This is a genomic window from Nocardia iowensis, assembly GCF_019222765.1.
Lineage (GTDB): Bacteria > Actinomycetota > Actinomycetes > Mycobacteriales > Mycobacteriaceae > Nocardia > Nocardia iowensis.
This window is the reverse complement of the sequence record NZ_CP078145.1, coordinates 1,604,413-1,628,440: the sequence shown is the minus strand read 5'-3', so window position 1 is coordinate 1,628,440 and position 24,028 is coordinate 1,604,413. Positions and strand designations below refer to the sequence as shown.

Annotated in this window: 28 protein-coding genes; 7 read left to right on the top strand and 21 right to left on the bottom strand. The window is 67.2% G+C overall.

Annotated features, from left to right (window positions below; genetic code table 11):
• Positions 1–35 precede the first annotated feature (35 nt).
• Positions 36–797 carry a GAF and ANTAR domain-containing protein gene (locus KV110_RS07360; RefSeq protein ID WP_218474551.1) on the top strand — a complete coding sequence of 254 codons (762 nt, stop codon included), beginning with the start codon at positions 36–38 and terminating at the stop codon, positions 795–797.
• Positions 798–867: 70 nt separating this feature from the next.
• On the opposite strand, the gene KV110_RS07355 is transcribed toward KV110_RS07360, so the two are convergent.
• From KV110_RS07355 to KV110_RS07345, 3 genes are read right to left on the bottom strand one after another with little or no spacing between them, the layout of a single operon-like run.
• Complete coding sequence (locus KV110_RS07355) at positions 868–1,044, bottom strand: CsbD family protein (RefSeq protein WP_218474549.1); 177 nt, start codon at positions 1,042–1,044, stop codon at positions 868–870.
• A 9-nt stretch (positions 1,045–1,053) separates the two neighbouring features.
• The gene (locus KV110_RS07350; RefSeq protein ID WP_167768950.1) at positions 1,054–1,209 is read right to left on the bottom strand and encodes a DUF6131 family protein; all 156 of its coding nucleotides are present in this window, start codon (positions 1,207–1,209) and stop codon (positions 1,054–1,056) included.
• Between the two features lie 24 nt (positions 1,210–1,233).
• Positions 1,234–1,686 (bottom strand): hypothetical protein, encoded by a 453-nt coding sequence (locus KV110_RS07345; RefSeq protein WP_218474548.1) that lies wholly within the window; start codon positions 1,684–1,686, stop codon positions 1,234–1,236.
• A gap of 128 nt (positions 1,687–1,814) precedes the next feature.
• Between KV110_RS07345 and KV110_RS07340 the strand changes: the two genes are divergently transcribed.
• Positions 1,815–2,009, top strand: a complete 195-nt coding sequence (locus KV110_RS07340) for a heavy-metal-associated domain-containing protein (protein ID WP_218474546.1) — start codon at positions 1,815–1,817, stop codon at positions 2,007–2,009.
• A gap of 27 nt (positions 2,010–2,036) precedes the next feature.
• On the opposite strand, the gene KV110_RS07335 is transcribed toward KV110_RS07340, so the two are convergent.
• Positions 2,037–3,737 (bottom strand): Na+/H+ antiporter, encoded by a 1,701-nt coding sequence (locus KV110_RS07335; protein ID WP_246634386.1) that lies wholly within the window; start codon positions 3,735–3,737, stop codon positions 2,037–2,039.
• Positions 3,738–3,754: 17 nt separating this feature from the next.
• On the opposite strand from KV110_RS07335, the gene KV110_RS07330 reads away from it, so the two are divergent.
• A complete protein-coding gene (locus tag KV110_RS07330) occupies positions 3,755–4,927 on the top strand; it encodes a cytochrome P450 (RefSeq protein ID WP_218474545.1) in 1,173 nt (390 codons plus the stop codon).
• Between the two features lie 14 nt (positions 4,928–4,941).
• Here KV110_RS07330 and KV110_RS07325 read toward each other — a convergent pair whose 3' ends face one another.
• A complete protein-coding gene (locus KV110_RS07325; protein ID WP_218474543.1) occupies positions 4,942–5,934 on the bottom strand; it encodes a DUF418 domain-containing protein in 993 nt (330 codons plus the stop codon).
• A gap of 119 nt (positions 5,935–6,053) precedes the next feature.
• On the opposite strand from KV110_RS07325, the gene KV110_RS07320 reads away from it, so the two are divergent.
• Together KV110_RS07320 and KV110_RS07315 are read left to right on the top strand one after the other, a co-directional pair.
• Entirely contained in the window at positions 6,054–6,494 is a 441-nt protein-coding gene (locus KV110_RS07320; RefSeq protein WP_218474542.1) for a MarR family winged helix-turn-helix transcriptional regulator, read from the top strand.
• Positions 6,495–6,519: 25 nt separating this feature from the next.
• Positions 6,520–6,900, top strand: a complete 381-nt coding sequence (locus tag KV110_RS07315; RefSeq protein ID WP_218474540.1) for a DUF5313 family protein — start codon at positions 6,520–6,522, stop codon at positions 6,898–6,900.
• Positions 6,901–6,991: 91 nt separating this feature from the next.
• Here KV110_RS07315 and KV110_RS07310 read toward each other — a convergent pair whose 3' ends face one another.
• Positions 6,992–7,636 (bottom strand): response regulator, encoded by a 645-nt coding sequence (locus KV110_RS07310; RefSeq protein ID WP_218474539.1) that lies wholly within the window; start codon positions 7,634–7,636, stop codon positions 6,992–6,994.
• On the bottom strand, positions 7,633–8,847 hold the full coding sequence (locus KV110_RS07305; RefSeq protein WP_246634385.1) for a sensor histidine kinase: 1,215 nt from the start codon (positions 8,845–8,847) through the stop codon (positions 7,633–7,635). The genes KV110_RS07310 and KV110_RS07305 overlap by 4 nt, the downstream gene beginning before the upstream one ends.
• Before the next feature lie 161 nt (positions 8,848–9,008).
• On the opposite strand from KV110_RS07305, the gene KV110_RS07300 reads away from it, so the two are divergent.
• Positions 9,009–10,019, top strand: a complete 1,011-nt coding sequence (locus tag KV110_RS07300) for an SDR family NAD(P)-dependent oxidoreductase (protein WP_246634384.1) — start codon at positions 9,009–9,011, stop codon at positions 10,017–10,019.
• Positions 10,020–10,080: 61 nt separating this feature from the next.
• On the opposite strand, the gene KV110_RS07295 is transcribed toward KV110_RS07300, so the two are convergent.
• The 3 genes from KV110_RS07295 to KV110_RS07285 form a co-directional block, all read right to left on the bottom strand.
• Positions 10,081–10,965 (bottom strand): aminoglycoside phosphotransferase family protein, encoded by an 885-nt coding sequence (locus tag KV110_RS07295; protein WP_218474536.1) that lies wholly within the window; start codon positions 10,963–10,965, stop codon positions 10,081–10,083.
• Between the two features lie 99 nt (positions 10,966–11,064).
• Complete coding sequence (locus KV110_RS07290; protein ID WP_218474534.1) at positions 11,065–11,457, bottom strand: RidA family protein; 393 nt, start codon at positions 11,455–11,457, stop codon at positions 11,065–11,067.
• Positions 11,454–12,044, bottom strand: a complete 591-nt coding sequence (locus tag KV110_RS07285; RefSeq protein WP_218474533.1) for a DinB family protein — start codon at positions 12,042–12,044, stop codon at positions 11,454–11,456. The genes KV110_RS07290 and KV110_RS07285 overlap by 4 nt, the downstream gene beginning before the upstream one ends.
• A 54-nt stretch (positions 12,045–12,098) precedes the next feature.
• Here KV110_RS07285 and KV110_RS07280 point away from each other — a divergent pair, with 54 nt between their 5' ends.
• Positions 12,099–13,097, top strand: a complete 999-nt coding sequence (locus tag KV110_RS07280) for a helix-turn-helix transcriptional regulator (protein WP_246634383.1) — start codon at positions 12,099–12,101, stop codon at positions 13,095–13,097.
• 23 nt (positions 13,098–13,120) lie between these two features.
• On the opposite strand, the gene KV110_RS07275 is transcribed toward KV110_RS07280, so the two are convergent.
• The 11 genes from KV110_RS07275 to KV110_RS07225 all read right to left on the bottom strand — a co-directional run bounded on the left by KV110_RS07275 (position 13,121) and on the right by KV110_RS07225 (position 24,006).
• The gene (locus KV110_RS07275; RefSeq protein ID WP_218474531.1) at positions 13,121–13,777 is read right to left on the bottom strand and encodes a hypothetical protein; all 657 of its coding nucleotides are present in this window, start codon (positions 13,775–13,777) and stop codon (positions 13,121–13,123) included.
• 198 nt (positions 13,778–13,975) lie between these two features.
• A complete protein-coding gene (locus KV110_RS07270) occupies positions 13,976–14,581 on the bottom strand; it encodes a hypothetical protein (protein ID WP_218474529.1) in 606 nt (201 codons plus the stop codon).
• 13 nt (positions 14,582–14,594) lie between these two features.
• A complete protein-coding gene (locus KV110_RS07265) occupies positions 14,595–15,551 on the bottom strand; it encodes an MlaD family protein (protein WP_218474527.1) in 957 nt (318 codons plus the stop codon).
• Complete coding sequence (locus KV110_RS07260; protein WP_218474525.1) at positions 15,548–16,672, bottom strand: MlaD family protein; 1,125 nt, start codon at positions 16,670–16,672, stop codon at positions 15,548–15,550. Before KV110_RS07260 ends, KV110_RS07265 begins: the two co-directional genes overlap by 4 nt.
• Complete coding sequence (locus KV110_RS07255) at positions 16,669–17,754, bottom strand: MlaD family protein (protein WP_218474523.1); 1,086 nt, start codon at positions 17,752–17,754, stop codon at positions 16,669–16,671. Before KV110_RS07255 ends, KV110_RS07260 begins: the two co-directional genes overlap by 4 nt.
• Positions 17,754–18,788 carry an MlaD family protein gene (locus tag KV110_RS07250; RefSeq protein ID WP_218474521.1) on the bottom strand — a complete coding sequence of 345 codons (1,035 nt, stop codon included), beginning with the start codon at positions 18,786–18,788 and terminating at the stop codon, positions 17,754–17,756. The genes KV110_RS07255 and KV110_RS07250 overlap by 1 nt, the downstream gene beginning before the upstream one ends.
• Positions 18,776–19,777: an MCE family protein gene (locus tag KV110_RS07245; protein ID WP_218474519.1), complete on the bottom strand. Its 1,002-nt coding sequence runs from the start codon at positions 19,775–19,777 to the stop codon at positions 18,776–18,778. Before KV110_RS07245 ends, KV110_RS07250 begins: the two co-directional genes overlap by 13 nt.
• Positions 19,774–20,775: an MlaD family protein gene (locus KV110_RS07240; RefSeq protein ID WP_246634382.1), complete on the bottom strand. Its 1,002-nt coding sequence runs from the start codon at positions 20,773–20,775 to the stop codon at positions 19,774–19,776. Before KV110_RS07240 ends, KV110_RS07245 begins: the two co-directional genes overlap by 4 nt.
• Before the next feature lie 29 nt (positions 20,776–20,804).
• Positions 20,805–21,671 carry an ABC transporter permease gene (locus KV110_RS07235; RefSeq protein ID WP_218474517.1) on the bottom strand — a complete coding sequence of 289 codons (867 nt, stop codon included), beginning with the start codon at positions 21,669–21,671 and terminating at the stop codon, positions 20,805–20,807.
• Position 21,672: 1 nt separating this feature from the next.
• A complete protein-coding gene (locus KV110_RS07230) occupies positions 21,673–22,515 on the bottom strand; it encodes an ABC transporter permease (protein WP_218474514.1) in 843 nt (280 codons plus the stop codon).
• A gap of 399 nt (positions 22,516–22,914) precedes the next feature.
• The gene (locus tag KV110_RS07225; protein ID WP_218474512.1) at positions 22,915–24,006 is read right to left on the bottom strand and encodes a calcium:cation antiporter; all 1,092 of its coding nucleotides are present in this window, start codon (positions 24,004–24,006) and stop codon (positions 22,915–22,917) included.
• Positions 24,007–24,028: the final 22 nt, after the last annotated feature.

Sequence of the window (24,028 nt, the reverse complement as noted above, 5' to 3'; positions counted from 1 at the left end):
GTATCCGGCAGATAGCCGACGGAAGTGGTTCCGCGATGCCGGAACAGACGAGCACGAGCGACGAACTGGCCACCGGGATGGCCGAACTGACAGCATTGCTGTTGTCCACCAACGACATCGGCGCCGCACTGCACGCCCTTACCGAGATCGTGTCCCGGATGCTGCCCGGGCGGCCGATGGTCGGCGTCACCATGCGGCTCGCCGGGGAGCCGGCCACCGTCGCGGCGACCGGGACCGAGGTCATCGTGGTCGATGAGGCCCAGTACGACCAGCGGCACGGTCCGTGCCTGACGGCCATGGATACCGCGCAGCCGGTGTCCGTGCCTGCTCTGACGCACGAGCAACGCTGGGGCGACTATCCGGCGCGGGTTCTCGCCCACGGCATCCACGCAATCTACGCACAGCCGCTGCTGGCCGAAGGGAAGCCGGTCGGGGCACTGAATCTCTACGCGCGCATGCCCAACGCATTCGACGAACGGTCGCAACGCGCGATCAACCTGACCGCCGAGCACACCGGCGTCCTGCTGACGGCCGTGTTCGCCGCGACACGTCAAGCCGACCTGACCGACCAATTGCGGGCCGCGCTGGCCTCGCGAACGGTGATCGATCAGGCACTCGGCATTCTGATGGGTCAGCAACGCTGCGATCGCGACGCCGCATTCGACCTGCTGCGCAAGGCATCCCAGCGCCGCAATATGAAGATCATCGACTTGGCCCGCGCGACCATACGGACGATGACCGGGGCCGAGCCGCCGGAGCGGCCGCATTTCAAAGACCCATCGCGAATAACGCGGTGACAGCCGATATCAGCCGAGGGGCGTTGGCCCCTCGGCTGATATCGGCTACTGGGTCGGCGTTCGAACAGGGTTACCGTTTGAACGCGGCCCGCAATTTATCCGCAGCACGCTCGAGGTTGCCGCGAGTCTGTTCTCGACGTCCTTCGGCCTCCATTCGCCGGTCACCCGACGTGCGACCGAGAATCCGTTTGACGTTGCCCCGTGCGGCTCGCACCTGGTGCGCGATCCGGTCTTCGAATTTGTTCATTGCCGATCCCTAGTAATACCAACGCCTACCGCCGACGGGGCGGCCGACCGAACCCGCGATCATCAGCACGAGGCCGACGATGAGGATGATGATGCCCGCGGTGGTGAGTAATCCGATTCCGAGCAGCCACCCCGCGATGAGGAGGACAAGTCCGAGAATAATCATGGTTGTATTTCCTTTTCTCTATGATTATTTCGACGTCGGCGCCTGCACGCGGAGCGTGCTGTCGGCGCGCGAAGTGTCACCGGCGGGAGCCGTGGCCGGGCGGCGCACGAATCGACTCCAGACGGGCTCGCGGTGCGGCTGCGGTGCGGGCTCCTGACGGGCCGGTGGCGTGCCGTCCGCTAGATCGCGCCGGACCGCCGCCATTTCGCGGCGGGACTGCCTGAGCTCGCGACGTGCCGCCATGTTACGGCGGGAGACACGCCAGACACCGGTCAGCAGGAGGGCCAGGCCCAGCGTGCCGATGGCGCCAAGGGCGATGCCGTAGCCGAACAGCAAACCACTGGAACCGTGGAAGTGGTAGTCGAAGACGGCGAAATCACTTGGTAGGAAATTGGCTTCACCGTTGTTCGCCACCACGCCGGCGACCCCGATGATCACTGCTGCGATCAAGACGACAAGCCCGATGATGATGATCATGACAATCCTGTTGCGTCGAGTTGTATGACACCCCAGCTATTCCCGGGGACTCGGCGACCAAACGTAGGAAAATCGAAGACCACTGCTCGACGGCGTTTGCGCTCGTCGATTCGGTCTATTCGGTGTACATGAGTTCGTACACCATCACCCTGCATAACGTTACCCGCGAGTCCGCCTCCGCCATCGAGTCCCAACTACGCGGGGTCAACGGTGTCGATTCCGTCGACATCGATGTGGCGTCGGAGAGCGCCATCGTCAACTCCTCCCTCACCTACAACGAAGTGCTCGAGGCGATCCGCGACACCGGGGTATCGGCTAGCTGATCTTGTTGCTCGGGTAGCGAACTCGGCTCAGCGCGTGCCGAGGTCCAGTCGCCGGGTGACCCGGTCGACCAGGTCCGGCGGCATGCCGGGTTCCCGGCGGGCATTGAGGGCTTCGCGACGGCCCGCGTCGATGATGTCCGCCCGGATCACCCGTAACTTCTTGGCCAGCCGCAGGTTTCGGGCGGCCGCCGACTCGGCGTCCGCGTCGGCGGCCTGTGGGTCGGCCCGGGCCATTCGTTGCCGGAGGCCGTCGCGGAGGCGTTCGTACACGTCGTCGGGTAGTTGTTCGGCGGCGGCAATCTCCTTCAACCGCGCCAATTCCGCCTTGATGACGCGCTCCCAGAGCTGCCGTTCGAGTTCGCGCTCGCGCTGGGTGTCGGCGTGCACGCCGGTGAGCCGGACGACGAACGGCAGCGTCGTTCCTTGCAGCAACAGGGTGAACAGCACGACGACGAAGGCCGTGAACAGGATTTCGGTGCGGCCGGGAAAGTCGGCGCCGTCGTCGGTGATGAACGGGATGGCCAGTGCCAGTGCGACGGTCGCGACACCGCGCATGCCCGCCCACCAGGTGACGATGGTCTCGCGCCAGGTGTAGGGCTCGTCGGCGCGCGAGCTACGCCACCAGGTCTGTCCGATCGCCCAGGTGGCCATCAGCCAGACCAGGCGCAGCCCGACCACGACGGCGACCACGGCGGCCGCACCGCCGAGCAGCCTCGGCCAGTCGCCGCCGGTTGCGTCCAGTACCGCGCCGAGTTCCAGGCCGATGAGGCCGAAAGCGAAACCGCTCAACAGCATTTCGATGATGTCCCAGAACGCGGTGCCGACCAGCCGGTAGTCCGAGTCGCCGAATTCGGTGACGGCGTCGGTCAGATATAGCGCACAGACCAGCACGGCGAGCACGCCGGAGCCGTGCCACGCCTCGGCGAGTCCGTAGGCGGCGAACGGCAGCAGCAGACTCAACGCCACCTGCCAGGTGGCCTCCGCGAGGTAGTTGGTCAGCCTGCTCCCCGCCCACCCCAGCACCAGCCCGACGGCGATCGCGACCACCGCGGAGATCACGAATTCGGCCGCCGCGTGCGGCGCGGAGAACCGGCCGGTGACCACGGCTTGAATCGCGACACCATAGATGACGATGGCGGTGACATCGTTGAAAAGGCCCTCGCCACCCAGCACCACCACCAGGCGGCGGGGCAGCCCGAGCCGGCCCGCCAGCGCGGTGGCCGCGACCGGATCCGGTGGTGCGACCAAAGCGCCGAGCGCGACGGCGGCGGCGAGCGGCAGTCCCGGATACCAGGCATGGAAGACAAAGGCCACCACGGCGGCCGTCGCCGCGACCAGGCCCACCGCGCGCAGGGCGATCAACAGCCAATTCTCCGCGAACTGCCGCCACGAGGTGCGTCGCGCCGCCGCGTACAGCAGAGGCGGCAGTACCAACGGCAGAATCAGGTCGGGCGGAATATTGATACGCGGGGCGAACGGAACCAGCGCCACCACGCACCCGAACACCGTCATCAGCACCGCCGACGCGATGCCGAGCCGCTTGCCGAGCGGTTCGGCGAAGATCGCGGCGAACAGGATGACGAACATCAGCACTAACTGGTCCATGACCGCCCAGTCTGCGAGGTAGCGCGGGAGTTGCTCGCCCGCCGCGCCGAACCGCCGTTCGGCTGATTGCCGATCGATAGCGATTCCGTAGCCGCCGGAACCGTGCAAAGTACTGGCGCACAATGCGAGATGATGGCTGGGTGACGGAGGTATTCGATGCCGGGTTCGCGGCAGATCCGTGGCCGACGCTGGCGCGCCTGCGCGCCGAGGGCGGGGTGCATCGGATACGGACGCCCGACGGTCCGTCCGCGTGGCTGGTGACCAGGTATCGCGATGTGCGCGCCGGGTTGCTGGACGACCGGTTGTCGACCAACGTGCGGCGGGCGGGCACCGACGACTATCGCGGTTTCACGGTCCCGCCGTCGCTGCTCGCCTTCCTGCTCACCGAACCCGCCGACCATGCGCGCTTACGTGGGATAGTGACCGGCGAACTGTCGCCGCGACGGCTGGCCGAATGGACGCGGCTCGCCCCTACGTTGGTCGATTCCCTTCTGCGGGAATTGGATTCGGGCACCGAGGTGGATCTCGTCGAGCAGCTGGCCGTACCGCTGCCTGCCGCCGTGCTCGGCGAACTGCTCGGACTCGGCGAGGCTGAACGCGAACGTCTGCTCGACTGGGCAAATTCGACGCTGTTGCCCGCGGCCACTCCCCCGCGTGCCAGGGACACCTTGGACACCATGCGCGCGATCATCACCGCGACAACGGAACAGGCGCGGGCGGTGCGTGCCGATACGCTGCTCGGCAGATTGGTCGCGGCGCACGACGACACCGGGTCGCCGACCGCGGACGAGTTGGCCGGGCTGCTGTTCTATCTGTTGTTCGTCTGGTACGAGGTGCTGGTCGACCTGATCGCCGGATCGGTGCTGACGCTGCTCGGGCGGCCGGACCAGCTCCATATCCTGCGCACGGCGACGGAAAAGCATTCCGCAGTAGACGAATTGCTGCGTTACCTGTCGCCGCAGGTGCTCGCCGGGCCACGTTTCGCGATCACCGATCTGACCATCGGCGGGCACACCATTCGGGCCGGGCAAACGGTCTTGCTGTGCCTCGCCTCCGCCAACCGTGACCCCGAGACGTTCGACAGGCCAGACGAATTGGACTTGAGGCGCGCGCCGCACGCGCAACTCGACCTGGGCTACGGCCCGCACTCCTGCCTGGGTAACGCGCTGGTGCGCACGCTGGCCGGGACGGCGCTCGACTACCTCTTCACTCGCTGGCCTGGCACCACTCTGACGGTGGACGCCCGGGATATTGCGTGGCGCTCAGGGTTTCGGCATCGTGGGCCGTTTACGTTGCCGGTGGAGCTCGGCTGAAACCGCGTGCGTTCTCATCGATATCGGCTGGTTTCCAGCTCGCGCCGGGCGGGCACCAGTTCCCACCAGGTCACACTGCGCCAGATCCATTCGAGGGGGCCGTACCGGAATATCTTCAGCCAGGACCAGCTGACTATTGCCTGGACGGCGATTATCGCGGTGGCCAGGCCGAGTAGTGCGCCGTACTTGTCGGAGCCGGACAGGCCGAGGCGTGGCGCGGCGATCAGGATGAAGGCTGTTGCGGAGACGTAGTTGGTCAATGCCATTCGGCCGAGGGGCTCCAGCGCCTCCGCGAGTACCGCGCCGGTTTCGGTGCGCAGCACCAGCAACATGCCGGTCAGGTATGCGAGGGCACCGAGCAGACCGGCGACCGGCGGGGCACTGCTGGCCAGCAGGTCGAGGTACGGCGTGCGGAACTCCCAGATCGCGGTCACCACCGCGGCGGGCAGGGCGAGCGCGAAAACGGCAGCGATCTGCCAGCCGCGCTCGTCGAGCGTCTCGGCGATGCCGTAGCGGGCGGTCGCCAGGCCGAGCAGGAACAGGCCGGGCACCAGACCGAACCCGCCGCCGAGCGCCAATCCGACACCCGTCGTGGCGAGCCCGGCGATCAGCACCGCCCAGCGCGGCAGGCTCGCGGCGGGCAACAGGATCACCAATCCGACTATCGCGTACGGCAACAGCGCTTCACCCGGCTGGAACTGATGATGGACGAACCCGAGCACGCCGAGCGCGACAAGCCGCCGGATCAAGACCAGTCGCGGATGCTCGGTGCGCCGCGCGGCGCTGTCCAGGAACAGTGCGAAGCTCAGCCCGAACAGGAACGAGAAGATCGGAAAGAACCGTCCCTCGAACAACACCGAGAGCACGTGCCGCAGCGGAACCATCTCGCCCGGGGCTTTCACCGCGGTCATGTCGGTGAGCTGCCAGATGTTGACGACCAGAATCCCGCACAGGGCGAATCCGCGGACAGCGTCTAGCTCGTGGATGCGACCGGCGTCGTTCTGCATGTGTCTCAAACTAACGATCACCCACGCCGGAACCACGCTTCTCCGACGAGATGTCGCCCACATAGTTAATGCATTAACTGTTCGTGCGTTAACGTTGACGACAGAAGACAGGAGCTCTGATGGACGATCCGCTACAGCTCGACCGGCAGGTGTGCTTCGCCTTGGCGGTGGCCAACCGCGCGGTACTCGCCGTCTATCGGCCGCTGCTGGAACCACTCGGCCTCACCCATCCGCAATACCTGGTGATGCTCGCGCTGTGGGGTGAGGCGCCGATGTCGGTCAAGGCGATCGCCGAGGCGATTCAGCTCGACTCGCCGACGCTCTCGCCGCTGCTCAAGCGACTGGAGAGTGCCGGACTGATCACCCGCGAACGGGACAGCCGCGACGAACGGAACCTGGTGGTGAACCTGACCCCGGCCGGTGCCGCGATGCGCGAGCAGGCCGTGCGGATCCCGCCCGCGGTAGTCGAGCGGCTCGGCGTCACGCTGGCCGACCTCGAGGAGTTGCGTGAAGTCCTCACCCGCGTCAACGAGGCCGCACGTCGATCCGTGCTCGCCTGAGCCCCACCCAGTTAGGAGCCCACGCATGTCCAGAGAACAGCGACGGCCCAACCCGATCCAGTGGATCGGCTACGTCTTCGGACGCCGCCTGCCCGATTCGATGATCGACTGGGTGCGCAACGACCTCACCGGAAAGCACGCCGCCGCCCGCCACATCCTGCGCGGCCTGATCCCGTTCACCCCGCTGTTCGCGGCCTTCCTGCTCTTCCCAGGCGAACTGTGGTTACGCGGCTCGATGGTGCTGCTCGCCTTACTCCTCGCCCTGTTCTATACAGCCGCGTTCATGCCGATGAACAGGGCCCACCGGCTTGCCAAACACGGCCTTCCCGCCGACCTCGAAAGCCCCGAACGCACCCACCGCCGCGCCCAAGAACGCGCCACCTACGCCGCCCAACACCCCCACTGACGCGCCGCCGCGCACGAGTTGCGGTGCCGCGCATGAAATTTCCAGCAACTCTGTGCGCGGGGTTGGTGCGCGGGGCGAGGGTCGCTGGGTGTCAGCGGGGCCGGATGCCGAAGACCGCCAGTTGGACGCGGTTGGTGGTGCCGGTTTTTGCCATCAGGTTGGTGACGTGGGTTTTGACGGTGGTGATGCCGAGGTGCAGGCGCTGGGCGATCTCGGCGTTGGCGAGGCCCTCGGCGACGAGGGCGAGTACTTCGACTTCGCGAGCCGTCAGGCCCGAGGGTGCGACAGCTTCGGCCTGCGGCGGGCTGGTGCGGGCCGCCAGTGCGGAATCGAGCACGCGGCGTAGGACATCGGGAGAGAACGGGTGGTCGCCCGCGGCGGCGCGGTGGATGCCTTGGAGCAGGTCGGCGGGCGAGGCGTCCTTGACCAGGAAGCCGCAGGCACCGGCCGCGAGTGCCGGGTATAGATGGTCATCGTCGTCGAAGGTGGTCAGCGCGACCACGCGGGTCGCCGGTCTGGCAGCGAGAATGGCCGCGGTGGCGCGGATTCCATCCATCCCCGGCATGCGCAGATCCATCAGGACGACGTCGGGAGTAAGTTGCTCGGCGAGCCGCACGGCGTCGCTGCCGGTGGCGGCCTCCCCCACCACCGCCAAGCCGTCGTCGGTCTCGCAGAGCATGCGCAGACCGGCGCGGACCAGGTGCTGATCATCGACGATGAAGACGCGGATCGTCATGACAGCACCGGTCGACCGGTCGGAAGGCGTGCTGCGAGTTGCCATTCCGAGCCGACCTCGGTGGCGGAGAACTCGCCGCCGAGCAGTTCGACGCGCTCGCGTAATCCGATCAAGCCGAGTCCATGACCCGCCGCGGCGTACGGCGGTGCGGCCGAGGGCTTGTCGCGCCCTTCGACCAGGCCGTTGCCAGGGTTCGAGTTCGACCCATTGTCGCGCAACGTGAACTGAATTTCGCTGTCGCGCATGGCAATGGTCAACTTCGCTGTTGCGCCCGGCCCAGCATGTTTCGCGATGTTCGAGATGCCCTCCTGGGTGAGCCGCAACAGCGTAAGCGCAAGTACCGCATCGACATCGGTGACCTCCTCGGTCACCTCGGCATCGACGGTGATGCCCAATTGCCGTGCGCGATCCACCACGGCGATGAGTGCGCTGGGCAGGTCGGCTGGCGCGATGAAGGAGTCGCCGGTCATCGCGGGATCACGCAGGATGGCGACCAGCCTGCGCAGGTCGGTGAGGGTTTCCTTGCCGCTGGCGTGGATGTCGTCGAGGACTTGCCTGGCCCCGGGTGGCGCGTCGGGCATGGCATGGCGGGCGACACCGACGCGCAACACGGTCGAGGACACGTGGTGGGCGATCAGATCATGCAATTCCCTGGCGATGGCTGTTCGTTCGACGGCGCGGGCGGCCGCCACTTCGGCATCACGGCGCTGGGCGATCTCGTGGGCTTGTCGTCGCGCGTGGTCGGCGCTCTCGCGTGCCGCGCGCAGCAGGGCGCCGACCAGCAGCGGCGCGCCCGCCATCACCACCGCTCGATAACCGTTCGCGGCGAGGTCGCCGCTGGGATGCAGGAAATAGGCGGCGGCCACCGCACAGGCGGCGAACCACGGCTGCCAGCCGGACCGGCGGGCAGACAACTCGAGCAATGCGATCGCGGCGGCGACCTTGGCCACCATCGGTCCGGTATCGCCGATCTCGAAACCGAGCAGCAGCAGACCGCTCACCACGAGCGACGTGGCGAACGGTCGGCCCACCCCACCGGCGGTGACCAGCACCGCGAACATCCCGATCGTCCAGTCAAGGACGCTCGGCGAATCGGTGAGGAACAGTAGGCAACCCACCGCCGAGAGCACCAGCACCAGCATCCGGACCGGTAAGAACCGCACATCGAGCCAGGACTCCACCCCACGCGTCACCCCAGCCGAACTCACCACGGCACCATCATGCCGTGCGCCCGCGTTGCCCGGTTCCTCCCAGCGGAGGAGCCGCCTCATCCTCGAGGAGGAACCGGAACGGCGCATGCGTCCGCCATATGTCCGGCGATTCGGGCCCGCAGAGGGATTCACCCGAGCACGGTTCTCGCGAGGGTGGTGGCATGACGAACGAAGACGACTCGGTGCGGGTGTCCGATGGTGGCGAGCAACCCGATTCCCGGACCAAGCCGACCGGGAACAGTACGCAGGCAGCGAAGCCGAGCCGCAGGCGGCTGCTCGGCACGATGGCTGCCGCGTCCGGGCTCGCGGTCGGTGTGGGTGCGGGTCTGGCCGGAGGTGTTGCGCTGGGCGCGAATTCGAACCCGCCTCGGTTCGAACCGACGGCGTTGCGGCGGTTCGAAGGCAAGACCGTGCTGATCACCGGGGCGACCTCGGGGATCGGCGCCGCGGCGGCGCGATTGTTCGCCGCCGAGGGCGGGCGGGTCGCGTTCTGTGGCCGCAGGGAGGGGCGCGGGCACGCGGTGGAGCGCGAGATCAGGGCGGCAGGAGGTGAGGCGACATACATCCGCGCGGATGTCCTGGTCGAGGACGACGTCCGGAGTTTTGTCGACGCGGCGGTGAAAACCTATGGCGGACTGCATGTCGCGTTCAACAACGCGGGCATCACCATTCAGAAGAAGCTGCACGAGTACAGCACTGCGGAGTTCGATCGGGTCCTGAACACCAACCTGCGCGGGACCTTCCTTTCCATCAAATATCAAGTGCCGCATATGCTTCGCAGCGGCGGAGGCACCATCGTGGTCACCTCGTCGAGTAACGCACTCGCGACGGACGCGGGTCGTGGTGCGTACACCGCTAGCAAGCGCGGGCTTGTCGGCTTGGTCCAGTCGGCGGCGCTCGACTATGCGGCGGACGGGATCCGGGTCAACGCACTCGTCCCCGGCACCACCGACACCGAGTTGGTGCGCCGAGCCGCGGGCATGGAGCACATTCCCGATGACGCGTGGCGGGTGCTGATGAAACAGTGGGCGGGCAGCAATGTTCCTGGACTCGGCCGACTCGCGACCGCCGCGGAGATCGCGGCCTTCGCGCTCACCCTCGCTTCCCCAGAGCACCCGTATCTCACCGGAGCCCAGCTCGTCATCGACGGTGGAAAAACCGCGCACGCGTGAACGTTCACCCCCGAGACACCGAGCGGCGGCTACGGTCAATTCAGCTCGGCAGCAACCGATTTCAACGCAGTGCCCACGGTCCGATCTCCTGGACGGACGGGTAGCCGGGGTCGTCGCAATCCTCGTCCTCGGCGAACCACAGCCAGTTTCGCGCGCACTGGACGAGGGTCCACGCGCGGGCCCGGTCGGCGTCGAGTCCGGCGATGTCGACGACGGCGGCGAAGCGGTCGTCGAGGGCGGATTCGGTGCGGCGGCTCCACAGCAGTGACAGGGTGGTGAATTCGAGATCGCCCGCCAACGGCTGAGGGTCGATGACCAGCCACGGCTCGCGTTCTCCGGCGAGCACGTTCTCGAAGTGCAGGTCCTCGTTGACCAGCAACTGGTCCGCGCCTGGTCCGAGCTGGGTGCACACCTCGACGGCCGCGTCCAGCAGCTTGCGGGGGTACGGTGCGCCGAGCCGCTCCCACTCCCGCGGCAGTTCCTCGGCCCAGGCCGCGGATTCGGTCCGCAAGTTGCGTGAAATGTCTTGCGGCACCGGAATTGCGAGCCTGCGCATCAGTTCGCAGGTGATCCGCACGGCATCGTCGATCGGCTCGGTTTCCAGTGACCGTCCAGCCGCCAAACGCTCCAGCAGCAGTGCCCCGTTTTCGGGGTCGCTGTCGAACAGCAGCACCGCACCGTCACCCTGCCACGCGGCCAGCGCGACCGGCTCATCCTTGGTCTCGGGAGTCAGATAGTTCAGCTTGAGCACGGCCGGGCTGCCGTCGGCCCGGCGGACCGGCAGCACCAGCCCGCCGTAACCGTGCATGGACGGACCGTCGAAAGTGAGCTGCCAGCGGTCGGCGTAGTGCGCCGCGAGGCCGGGCAGGCGGTCGAGCCAGGCGCGGGCGGGCGCACCCTCCTGGTTGGTGAGACGAGTAGCGAAGAATTCCGGAACGACGGTCACGCGTCGAGCATCTCAGCCGTGTCGATCGATTTTCGGCCCGGCTCGGACTCGTCCTGCCGAAGCCGGGACAACGGCCTCGGCTTCGGCAGTGCCACGGCACTATTCGGGGACGATCGCCACAGCGTCGATCTCCACGAGCGCACCAGGGCGCGCGTGCGCCGCGGTGGAAACGACGGTGATGGCCGTGCGGTGGTCACCCCACACGGACCGCGCCGCCGCGTATCCCAGTTGCGCGTCGACCCCGTTGACCAGGTAGATGTTGAGTTTGACGACATGCTCCGGACCGGTGTCCGCGGCAGCGAGCACGGTCAGCACGTTTCGCATCGCCTGAGTGGTCTGCGCCTCGATACCGCCGAGCAGATTTCCGGTGCTATCGGTGCCGAGCTGGCCACCGACATAGAGCGTCTGGGCAGCGGGCGCGATCACGCCCTGCGTGAAGGCCGGGTTGTAGTGCAGTTCTTCAGGATCGAGGTGGGTCGTCTTCACGGTCATGCGGTTTCCTCCTGGCGGGCAGCAGATTTGGTGTGCAGGTAGAGGTCGCGCAGCAGGCAGACCTCGGACAGGTGGTGGATCAGCTCGCGATGGACGTGCAGCACCAAGTCGGCCATGGGCAGTTCGGGGTAGGGCTCCTTATTACCGACCGGAACGCGGAGTCCGGCGTCGCCGAGGCTGCGCACCCCCGCCAGCCAGCGATCGAGCTCGGCTTCGAGCTGGTCGAGCGCGGTGGCCGCGCTCGCGGCGTATTCCCAGCTCTCGTAGGACGCCGCGGGTGCGCCGAAGTGTGCCGCGTTGCGCGCGGCGAGCACGCCGACGATGACGTGGCCGAGCCGCCAGGCGATCGTGGTGAAGGCCGCGGGGTCCGGCGCCGGGATGGCGTAGTCGATCGTGAAGTCCCCGGCACCGGCTTGGATGGGCGCGGTCGAGCTGCCGCGCGGCCGCACACTCCAGGCCTCCGGCACCGGCGACCAGAAGTACTCGTCGTCGGGGAGGCCGTCGAGCCGGGCTCGCAACTGATGGTTCCAGTGGAACTCCCACTGCTCGCGCAGTGTCCGGTTCCGGTCGAGTTCGTCTGTGTCCATGACGCCACCTTGGCACCCCTAGCGGACAGAATCGGTCCGCTATTGTGCGGCAAGATGGGTGCCATGGACGGCGACGAGCGGGGCACGACCGAGCGGGTGCTCACCTTGCTCGGGCTCTTGCAGCAGCGCCAGGTCTGGACCGGCCCCGAACTCGCCGACCGGCTCGGGGTGACGCCGCGCACGGTACGGCGCGATGTCGAACGACTGCGCACGCTCGGCTATCCGGTAGAAGCCAGCCACGGTGTCGGCGGCGGCTACCGGCTCGGCCCGGGACAGGAGCTGCCGCCGCTGCTGCTCGATGACGAAGAGGCGATCGTCACCGCGGTCGCACTGCTGGTCGGCGCGGGTGGCGCGGTCGCGGGCGCCGGTGACGCGGCACTTCGGGCGCTGACCAAGCTCGACCGGGTGCTGCCCAACCGGTTACGGCACGAGATGCGCGCGCTCGCCGAGTCGGTGGAGTCCTTCGACGGCGGCCGGACACCGGTCGACGCCGACGTGCTCATGACACTGGCCAGAGCCTGCCGCGACGAGGTCGAAATCAACTTCGACTACCCGTCCGGAAGCGCGGTGCGACAGCGGCGGATCGAGCCCTACCGGCTGGTCGCCTCCGACCGGCGCTGGTACCTGCTCGCCTACGACCTCGATCGCGACGACTGGCGCACCTTCCGTGTCGACCGGATGACCGATGTGTCCGCACGGACCTGGCGGTTCCGTCCGCGCCCCGCGCCCGACGCGGCGACCTACGTGCAGGAGGGAGTGGCGAGCCGGGTCTACCCGCACCGAGCGCGGTTCCTCGTGCACGCGTCGGCCGACACGGTGCGCGCGCAGATTCCGGCGTCGGCGGCCGCCGTACAACCGCACGGCAGCGAGCTCTGTGAGGTGCTCAGCGGCGCCGACAGCAGCCTCGACGTCGTGCTCATGCACATGGTCCTGCTGGGCCACGACTTCGAGGTACTCGATCCGCCAGAACTCGGAAGGCGGTGTCGCGCACTGGCGGCGAGACTGATGACGGCCGGTGCGGCATTCGCACCGGTGCCGGACACGGGAGCCTGAGGCGCTGCCCTGCGTCGATACGCCTAGGGCGTGCCTGGTGCGGTGGGCGTGGTGGGTACGGGTTCGGTGGTGGTGCCGCCGCCCTGCTCCTGCGGGAGGCAGACCCAGCGGCCGTCTGGTGTCAGCGACCATTGGGCGACGATGCCGTCGTGCGAGCAGTCCTCGCCGACCTGATGTTCGTCGCCGCCCTGCTCTTGCGGGACGCAGACCCAGTGGCCGTCGGGGCTCAGCGCCCACTGGGCGACGATGCCGTCGTGTGAGCAGTCGTCGCCGACCTGATGTTCGGCCCGGCCCTGCGCCTGCGGGATGCACGCCCATTGGCCGTCGCGCAGGTCCCACTGCGCGACGATCCCGCCCGCCGAGCAGTCGTCGCCGATCTTGCGTGCGGGCTGCGCCGGAACCACCGGCGTCGCCGGACCTGGACTCAGCTGAGTGGGCGGCGGCGGTCCTGGCATCCGGCCGGGGCTGATGGTGGGCGACGAGCTGATCGTTCTGGCCTTGGAGGTGGTTGTCGACGGCGGCGAGTTGTCGTCCTCCGAGTCCTCATTCGACCGCAACAGCAGACCTGCCGCGACCACCAGCGCCAGCACGGCGGCGAGCACGGCCGCGATGACCAGCGCGCGGTTGTTGCCGGATCCGCGACCGACTTCGGGGTCGTGACTGCCGCCGGGTGTCGCCATCGAAACCGCCTTCACTGCTGGACAGGGAAATACCGGTACGAATGCACAAGCCGTTCTTCATTGCACGTTACCCGAAGGTTGCTGGCTCAATCGTCAATTTATGAAATTGCATTTACGCAGGTCAGGGCCATTTGCTGGAAATAGCCACCACTTTATTCATTTAATAGTGACGCTACCGGCCGAAGCCGGCGAAGCGCGTTACTGCTTCGGCAGCGCACCCGCCATCCCACCGACATCGGCGACCTTCCAGCCATTGTTCGGATCCACGTTGACCGTGTAGGTGACCGTGCTCTGCGCGCCCTCGGGCGTCTGGGCACTGGTCGAGGTGACGTTCAAGAAGACGTTCACCTTGTAGATCCCGTTGTCGGTGTTCATCACCTTGGCGGTGATCGGGGTCGAGGTCGAGGTCCACTTCAGCGGAACCAGGATGTCCTGCAGCTTCGACGCGGTGGCGTCGAACTTGGTGGCCAGCTGCGGGGTGGTGTTGGCCTTGAGCTTGGCAACCCAGGAGTTGACGTCCTGGAAGTTGATGGTGGAGGCGCCGAGCGCGTAGTCGGTGGCGACCTGCTCGGCGTGCTGGTCGGCGGCAGCGGCGGCGTCACGATCGCTGAGGTCACCGCGCGCGGACGCCCACAGTGCGGCGAAGACCGCGGTGGCGCCGACCAACGCCACCGCCGCGACCGCGATCGCGACCGTGGACAGGCGAATCGAGACGGTCTTCGGGTTACGCACCGGCTCGGCGCCGCGGGTGGCCTCCGCCTCGTCGCTGCCCAGCTTCGGTTCGGTCACAACGTCGTTCGACATCGCGTCCTCCTTTCTATTTGACGGCGACCCGCACCTTGACGGCGCCATCGGCGTCGACGTCGGCGAGAGCCTGGGAGATCAGGTCGGAAATGTCGATGCGCGGCGCGGCCGAGACGATCGCGTCGACCAGCGGCCGCAGCGCCGGGGCCAGCGAACTCAGCTCGGGTTGCAGCTCGCGCAACCTGTCGACGGTCTTCGCGGTGAACGGGGCGACCCCGTTTCCTGTCGTGTACTCGTCGATCGGCTGGCTGTCGACCATGCGGCCGACATGGGCCACCAGCTCGCTCAGCGCCTGGGTGAACTTGACCCATTCGGGCGCGGCGGCGCTGAACGAAGGCCCTACCCAGTCCATGTTGGTCGCCGTGTTCTGGAAGCTGTTGAGCAGCGAGGCGATCTGCGGGTTCCGGCTCATGATGGCCGCCGCGAGCAGATCACCCGAGCGGGCCAGATTCGGGATCGCGCCGTCGGTGTCGGCCAGCGACTTCTCGGCCGTGTCGACCAGCGAGCCGACCACCGTCGGATCGAGCTGGTTCAACGTCTTGGTGGCGAGCCGGGCGACCTCCGGAATCGACAGCGGCGTCCGCACATTCGCGGTCTTCAGCTGTTGCCCGTCGCGCACGTACGGACCGTCGCCGGAATTCGGCTTGAACTCGACGTAGGGCTCGCCGAGTGCGGACAGGTGCTCGATGGTGACCATGCTGTCGGTGGGCACCCGCCGGTCTGCGGCGAGCTTCAGCCCGACCTCGACGCCGCCCGCGCTGTTGGTCACCGAGCTGACGCGGCCCACCTCGATGCCGGTGAGCAACACCGGCGATCCGACGGCGAGGCCACCCGAATTGGTCAGCACCATGGTGGCGTGGGTGTAGTCGGCCAGCGGATCGGCTTGCACCACACCGAACGTCAGATATCCCGCGCCGAACACGGTGATGGCGGCGATACCGCCCAGTGAGGCGAGCGGACCGAGCTTCATCGGACGACTCCGATCATGCGTAGGGTCTGGATGATCCGGTCCGTCTGGTCCTGAATCGGCACGGGGGCATCGGTTTTCACGCCGGTGATATTCACCTTGGGCCCGTGCTCCGCGAATGGGATGATCTTGTCGCGGACCAGCGAGATCAGCGCCTGCAGATTCGACGGCTGGCTCAGATCCAACGGCCGGGCCGACGCCAACAGCGGCAGGTACGCCTGCACGGTGCCGTCCGCGCTGTTCAGCAGCGGGCCGAGCCAGGTGAGCGAGGTGCCGATCGGGCCGAGCACGCTGAAGATCTTGGTCACGCCGACGATGGACGGAGCGATGCCGGTCATCTGGTCGACCGATTCCTGGGTCAGCAGGTCAGCCAGCACCGGCCGGATGCCGTGCAGCACATTGGTGTTGTTGTCGATACCGTCGAGCAGCGAATCGAGCTCGTCCAGGTGGTTGCCCAGATCCACGGCGTCGTCGGCCAGGGTCTTGCCGATCTGGGCGGTTCGCGCGGGATCGGTGGGGAGCACATCGTTGAGTTGCTCGATGGTGTCCTGTACCTGCTGCACAGCCCCGCCCTGGGTGAACGTGGCCAGCGCGGCCATCGTGTCCTCCAGCTGCACCGGTGGTTTCGTCTGCGCCAGCGGGATCGTGCCGCCCTCGGGCAGCAGCTTGTCGAAGCCGTCCGGCGGAGTGAGCAGCGCGAGATGGATGTCGCCGAGCACGGTGTTCTGCCGCAGTTCGGCGTGCGTGTCGGCGGGCAGCCGTGCCGATCTCGAGATCCTGGCGTCGACCACCACGTACCCGCCGCGCCCGCCGGTCTCGGCCGAATCCACCACCGACACCCCGGAAACCGTGCCGACCTGGGCGCCGTTGGCCATGATCTTGGCCCGCGCGGGCAGGTTCAGCACATTGGCGAACTGGATGTGGATGTCGTAGGTGTCGCCGGAGACCTCTGAGCCGGGTACCGGAACCGAGGACGGGTCGAACGAGCAGCCAGCGGCGGGCACCGTGAGCGCCAGCGCCACCGCGAGCCCGGCGACGAAACGGCCACTGCGGCAACCATTCTCGCTACGCACCCGGGCAAGCGTGACGACCAGCCGCCCGGTCTCGTCCCGATTGATCCTCATCGCGCACCAGCCAATCCGAACATCAGGGCCGCCATGTCGACCTTCGCCATACCCCCCGCGGCGTCGCAGCGGCCCGGCGCCAGCGCGTTCAGCACCGCGCACACTTGGTCGGCCTGCTGCTGCGGGATCGCGACTTTCGGTGCGGCATAGATGATCCCCGACTGCCCGACCGACCGGAGGGCGTCGGTCAGCACCGGCATCATCGACACGACCTGGGCCAGCGATCCGACCCGGGCACGCAGGAACTTCACCAGCGGCACGGTGAAATCGAGGGCCTTCATGATCGGATCGCCGAAGGCCGTGGTGAGGTCGTTGAGCACCGGAAGCAGTTGCGCGAGTCCGTCGATCACCTGCGCACCGGGTTCCAGGAGATCGGTGCGCGACGCACTGAGCACCGGCGCCAACCGGCGGAACATCGATTCGATGTCGCCCCAGTGCTCCTCGACCTTCTTGCCGACCGAGGCGAAGGCGTCGAAAACGCCGACCAGATGGCCGATGTCGGCATCGGGCGAGGCCATCGCCCCGCTCAGCTTCTTGATGATGTCGTTGATCTGCGGCCCGGTTCCCGCGGTCGCCGCGTTCAGCTGCGACAAACCCTGGGCGAGGGCGTCGGGGGTTTTGGCGTCCGGTCCCGAGATCTGCGCGGACAGCTGCGCGACCGCGTTCAGCGTCTCGGAGACGCTCTTGGGCGTCAGCGTCTTGGTGATGCACTGCGCGGCGTTCCAGCGCGCGGTGTCCTTGCCCGCGGACACCACGGCGAGCTCGCGAGCCGCGACGATGCTGTCGGCCAGCGTGGTGGCGCCCGCGTCGGCGTAGACCGGCTTATCGGCTTCGACGTCGAATTCGACCTTCACCGACTTGCCCTGCGGGGCAATGGAAGTCACGGTGCCCACCGGAATGCCCCGCATGGTCACCTGATTGCCGACGTACAGGCCGACGCTGTCGGGCATGATCGCGCAGTAGCTCTGGGTCTGCTTCATCGGATCGAAGGCGATGAAATACCCCACGACGACGAGCGCGACCGCCACGAGCGCGCCCGATACCGACATGAACGCCCGCGAGCCCAGGATCTTGTGCAGCATCAGCAGTCCCTCCCCGGCAGCGGCACGCACACCCGCGCGATCGCGTTCGGTGGCGCGGTAATGGTCTGACCGGACTGGTCGATCGTCACGCCGCCGTCGGGAATCGCCATCGCCGACAGCTTCTGCTGCAGGTCCTGCACCGAGGCGACGACCGGGTCCAGCTTGTCGAGCAGTTCCGTCAGCCGTGGCACGGCGTCGAACAGCGGCTGCAGCTTCGGCTTCAGCTCCGCGTAGGTCGGCGCGATCGCCGCGGCCTTGCTGATCACCGCATTCAACAGCCGCAGACCCTCGCGCAGCTCGGCACGCTTGCCCAGGACCAGGTCCTCCATCAGGTTGGTTGCCTGCACCAGCCTGCCCAGCGAACTCTTGGCGCCGTCGTACATGGTCACGTACTCGTCGGCGTTGGCGATCGCCTTGGAAATCATCGTGTGCTGGCGATTGAGGTCGTCGACGAAGCTGTTGAGGCTGTCGAGGGTGGTGCGCAGCGTGTCCGGCGCCTGCGCGACCGAGGTGCCGAGCGCGGCCAGGTTGCGCCGCAACGTGTCTCCATCGATCTTGCGCAGCGGCTCGGCCGCGTCCTGGAAGGTCTGCACCAGGCTGTACGGCAGCCGCACCCGGTCCGGCGGAATGTGCTTGTCGCCCAACGGTGTCGTGCCCGAGGGGAACAGCGCCACATAGTTGCCGCCGACCACGGTGAGCATGCGGATATCCAGCGTGGACTGGTCGCCGACGAACACGTTGGAGTCGACGGTGAAGCGCATGACCACCCGATCCGGTTTCAGCTCCAGCGATTTCACCGTGCCGACGCTGATCCCGGCGACGCGGATGTCGTCACCGGCCTGCACCGACTGGGCCTCCGCCAGATCGGCACTGTAGGTCTGCTTACCGATCGGGACGACGTACAGCACGCCCGCCGCGACGGCCAGCACCGCGATCAACACGACGCCGGCGATGCCGAGCCGGATTTCGCGCCGCTTCTTCTCCTGCTCGCCGACGACCCGGCGATCGGCGAACATCCCACTCACCCAGCGCATACCGCCACCTGCTGTCCCGCGATGAGTACGCCGAGTACCTGTGGCACGTCCGCCTGCCCCTTGGAGCACTGCGGCTTCCAGCCCGCCACGGCCGATTTGGGGATCGCCGCGTCGAAGCCCGCCAACAGTCCGGGCAGCTTGTCGAACACCTCGAGGGCCTGCTGCGGATCGGGGAAGATCTTGCTGATCAACGCGTCCACATCGTCGGGGCTCTGCAGGCCGAGGGCGTTGAACAGATTTTCCAGCGGGCCGAGCACCGAGGGCGCGGCCGCGGCGAACTGGGCCAGCCCAGCCATATTGGATTGCAGGCCCGAGAAGATGTCGGCCAGCCGGGCCAGCAGGGGCACCATGTAGTGGACCTTCCCGCCGGCTGTTTCTTGCAGGTCGGACAGGTTCTGCAGCACCTTGTCGATCACCACCTGCCGGTCCTTGACGTGCGCCGCGAGTTTGTCGATCGCCGCCAGCGCGGGTCCGATGCCGTTGCCGTCGCCCTCGATGAGGGCGACCATGCTCGCGCTGAACTGGTTGATCTCCTCCGGGGAGATGGTGGCCAGCACCGGCTTCAGGCCGTTGAACATGCTGGTCACATCGAACGACGGCACGGTGTGCTCGACGCCGACCGTCGTGCCGCCCGCGATGCGCTTGCCGGGCCGCGGCTGCTGCTGCAGGTCGATATAGCGCTGGCCGGTGAGGTTCTGGTAGCGGATGGCCAGTTTCGAGTTGTCGTAGATCGACGCATCGGTCTTCAGCGACAACCGAACTCGCGCCTGCACCCCGTCGAGCTCGATACCGTCGACCTTGCCGACCTGCACGCCGTACATGCGCACGTCGTCGCCGACCTTCAAACCGTTGGCATCGGTGAACAGCGCGGAGTGCTGTTCGGTAGGTCCGGACACCGGTCGCTTGATCGCCGTGCAGACGATGCCGAGCACGACGATCATCACCACGGCGAACAACCCCAGCCGCCAGCCGGCGGCACGCACCGTCATCGGACACCCGCCACTAAGGGTGCCAGCACGGGCATTCCGGTCAGGTCGATCTCGGCGTTCAGCACGGGCCCGTTCGGGGTGTCCGGCATGGCCGCGCGCAGGCGGCGCAGCAACTCGGTCAGCTCGGCGCCCGACTGTCGCGGCTGCGGCACCATCTGGGCGAGCAGCGTCAGCACCGGCGCGAGCATGTCGGTGACCCCGGACAGGTCGTCACCCAACGCGTTGCCGAGGTCGGCTATGCCCGGCAGCAGCGTGTCGGTGTGCATCCGCACGCCTGCGTCGAAGGATTCCCGATTCGACTGCAGCCGTGGGATATTGCGAAGCATGTCCACCATCACCTCGTTGGCGCCGGCGAAATCGCCTGCGCCGTAGAACGCGGGTCCGAGCCGGGCGGCCAGTTCGGAGGGTGGCATCCGCTGGTTGTCGGTGACGATCTGGGCCGCCTGGATAATCGCCTGCGCCAGCGGGGTGAAGGCCTTCATGTCGTGGGAAACCTGGCTGATCACCGTCGCCATCTGCGGGGTCAGCACCGAATCGCCGCTCTGCGACAGGTTGCGCAGCATGCTGCCCATGGTGGCGTCGAAGATCGCGGCGGAATTGGCACCGGTCAGGTCGATCACGCTGTTGTCGCGCAGAGCCGAACCGCCGGAGCCACGGCGCAACTCGATCTCGCTGATGCCGAAGAGGTTCGCGGGGGCGTAGTCGACTCGCAGGCTGTCGTCGATGCCGTGCAGCTGAGAGCGATCCAGCCGCAAGGTGATTCGCTGGGTTCCCCGCTCGGCCGGGTCGATCTCGGTGACCGTGCCGACCTGCACGCCATCCACCCGCACCGGGGTGCCCGCGACGATGCCGTCGCCGATCTGTTCGGTGTGCATCGCGATGTGCAGCCCATCATCGGAGCGCAGCTCCCGTTGCAGCGCGATGGTCGCGACCACCGCCGCGATCAGGCCGACCGCGATCAGGCCGACGAGCCGTGATCGCTGCTTGTCTACTGCCACTCCGGGCAATCCGTACTTCGGCATCGCCACTATCCCGTGAAACTGATCGTCGCGTGGAAGCCCCACAGCACGATGGTGAGCACCATGTCGATGGCCACGATCGCCACCGACGAGGCGCGCACCGCACGGCCCGAGGCAATGCCGACGCCCTCGGGCCCGCCGGTGGCGAAGAAGCCGTAGTAGCTGTGGATGAGGATCACGACGGTGGCGAAGATGGCCACCTTGATCACCGCGGCGATCACGTCGAACCCGGCCACGAATTGGAAGAAGTAGTGGTCGTACACGCCCGCGGATTGGCCGTGCACCAGCGTGATCAGCCCGCGGCAGGACAGGTACGCCAGGATCAGACCGATCAGGAAGGTCGGCACGATCGAGATCGCGCCTGCGATCACCCGGGTGGTCACGACGAAGGGCACCGAGCGCACACCCATCGCCTCGAGCGCGTCGATCTCCTCGGAGATGCGCATGGAGCCGATCTCGGCGGTGATCCGGCACCCGGCCTGCGCGGCGAAGCCGATCGCTGCGGCGATGGGCGCGAGCTCGCGGGTAGTCGCGTAGGCGGAGACGATGCCGGTGACCGGGCCCATGCCGAGGATGTTCAGCATGGTGAACGATTCGACGGCGACGGAGGCCCCCATGACCAGGCCGAGCACCATCATCATCGGGACCGTGCCGCCGCCGACGATGACCGAGCCGCGACCCCAGGTCATATCGGAGATGATGCGCATCGTCTCGTCGCGATAGTGCTTGAGCGTCAACGGAATCGACGAAAGCACCTGCCAGACGAAGGCCAGCACGAAGCCCAGCGACTCGAACCGCACCAAAATCAGGCCGCGGCGCTGGTAGAAGCGGGAGATCCAGCCCAAGCCCTTGGGCACGTAGGTCGAAGCAGCCACGTCACACCAACCTGGTCGGCAGGAACATCTCGACAACCTGGGTGACGCCGAGGTTGACGACCGCGATAGACACGACCGACAGCACCACGGCCGCGTTCACCGCGTCGGCCACACCGCGCGGTCCACCCTTGGCCTCCAGCCCGCGCTGGCAGGCGATGACCACCACCAGGAAGCCGAACAGGGCGGCCTTGAGCAGCGACACCCATACATCGGCGACGGTGGTGAAGGAACCGAAGGTGGCCCAATAGCTGCCCGGGGTGACGTTCTGACCGCCGACAGCGACCGCGTAGCCCGCGACGATGCCGACGAAGATGATGAGGATGTTCAGCAGCGGCGCCACGAAGATCATCGCGACCAGTCGCGGAATCACCAGGCGCGGAATCGGACTGATGCCCATGGTGTTGAGCGCGTCGATCTCCTCGCGGATCGTGCGCGCGCCAAGATCGGCGGCGATGGCAGCGGCGCCGGCACCGCCGAGGAGAAATCCGGTGGCCAGCGGGGCGCCCTGCTTGATCACGCCGAGTCCGCCGGTCGCGCCGAGCAGCGAGTCGGCGCCGAGGGTGTGGATGAGGTTGCCGACCTGAATCGAGACGATGACGCCGAACGGGATCGCGATGAGGATCGCGGGAATCGCGGTGACCGTCACCAATCGCCAGGCCTGCGTGACCGCTTCCCGCCACTGGAATTGGCCGCGCGCGATCCCGGTGGCCGTACCGGTCACCGATTCGCGCGCGATGTCCACGGCTCGACCGAAGGTCCGCAATGACGAGACGACGGTCTCGGAGAAGTTCTTGCGGACGATACGGACGGCGGCGCTGGAGCGAGCCCCGGTCACAGAGGCCACGCTTGGCCCCAGCTAGGCCGGTGTGTCTCAGGTTTCAAAGTGGTTCTCTCCATGATGGGCGTCACTGCCACCATGAAGCTATCGGTGACCATTGGTAACAGTAAAGCTGATCACGGTGTGAGCATCGCCTCCTATTCGCTTGCTGACGACTAGCTTCACCGGCCGGTCAAAAGCACAGAATGGAAGTAACTCACCGTTCTGCAACGAGTTATCAGCGCATATTCGCTATCAATGTGCTTTGCGTCACCCAGTTTGGCTAACCTCGAGCAAGATCACGAACCGATTACGGACGGACGAAATCGGCAAACAGGACAAGGTGGACCGCAGCCCTACGGCAAGGTGACCCGCCGCGGGACAACAGTCAGCACACTGGCGACTCGCGTCGCCCACCTGTGCTCTCTAGGGACTGGCGGCGAGGAACACGAAGGCCGAGAACAGGGCCAAATGGACACCGCCTTGCAAGAGCGTCGCCCGGCCGGGGACGACCGTGAGGACGCCGACCACGATCGTGAGCGCCAGCAACACCATCTGCGTGGCGCCGAGCCCGAGGACCAGCGGGCCCTCCAGCCAGATGGTGGCCACCGCGATCGCCGGAATGGTCAAACCGATGCTGGCCATGGCCGAGCCGAGCGCGAGGTTGAGGCTGATCTGCACGCGGTCGCGGCGGGCTGCGCGCACCGCGGCGAGCGTCTCCGGCAGCAGCACGAGCAGCGCGATCACCACGCCGACGGCGGACGGCGGCAGGCCCGCGGAGGCGACGGCCGATTCGATGGACGGGGAGACCACCTTGGCCAGTCCCACCACACACACCAGCGCGACGAACAGCAGCGCGAGGCTGATCAGCGCGGCTCTAGTGGTGGGCGGGGCGTCGTGCTCGTCGTCGTCGGTCACCACGCCGTCGCCTTCGACGGGCAGGAAGTCGTCCGGATGGCGCACCGTCTGCACCATGACGAACAGCCCGTACAGCGCCAGCGAGGCGACTGCGGCGAAGGCCAGCTGCCCGGCGGAGAACTCCGGTCCGGACTGGCTGGTGGTGAAGGTCGGCAGCACCAGGCTCAGCGTGGCCAGTGTCGCGACGGTGGCCAGGGCGGCGCCGGTCCCCTCGGCGTTGAATACCGCGACCCGTCTGCGCAGCGCGCCGACCAGCAGGGACAGGCCGAAGATGCCATTGCAGGTGATCATGACGGCGGCGAAGACGGTGTCACGGGCCAGCGAGGCGGCCTTGTCGCCGCCGGAGATCATCAGCGTGACGATGAGCGCGACCTCGATGACGGTCACCGCGACCGCGAGCACCAGCGACCCGAACGGCTCACCGACCCGGTGCGCGACCACCTCCGCGTGGTAGACCGCCGCCAGCACCGCGCCGATCAGCGCCGCGGCTACCACGACCACCGCCACCCCGGACAGACTTCGCCCCCAGGTAACGGCCAGCGCGAGGGCGGCGAGGAGCGGAACGAGCACGGTCCAGCGGTTCGTCAACACACGGATCATGGGATCCATATTTGCAGCTAAC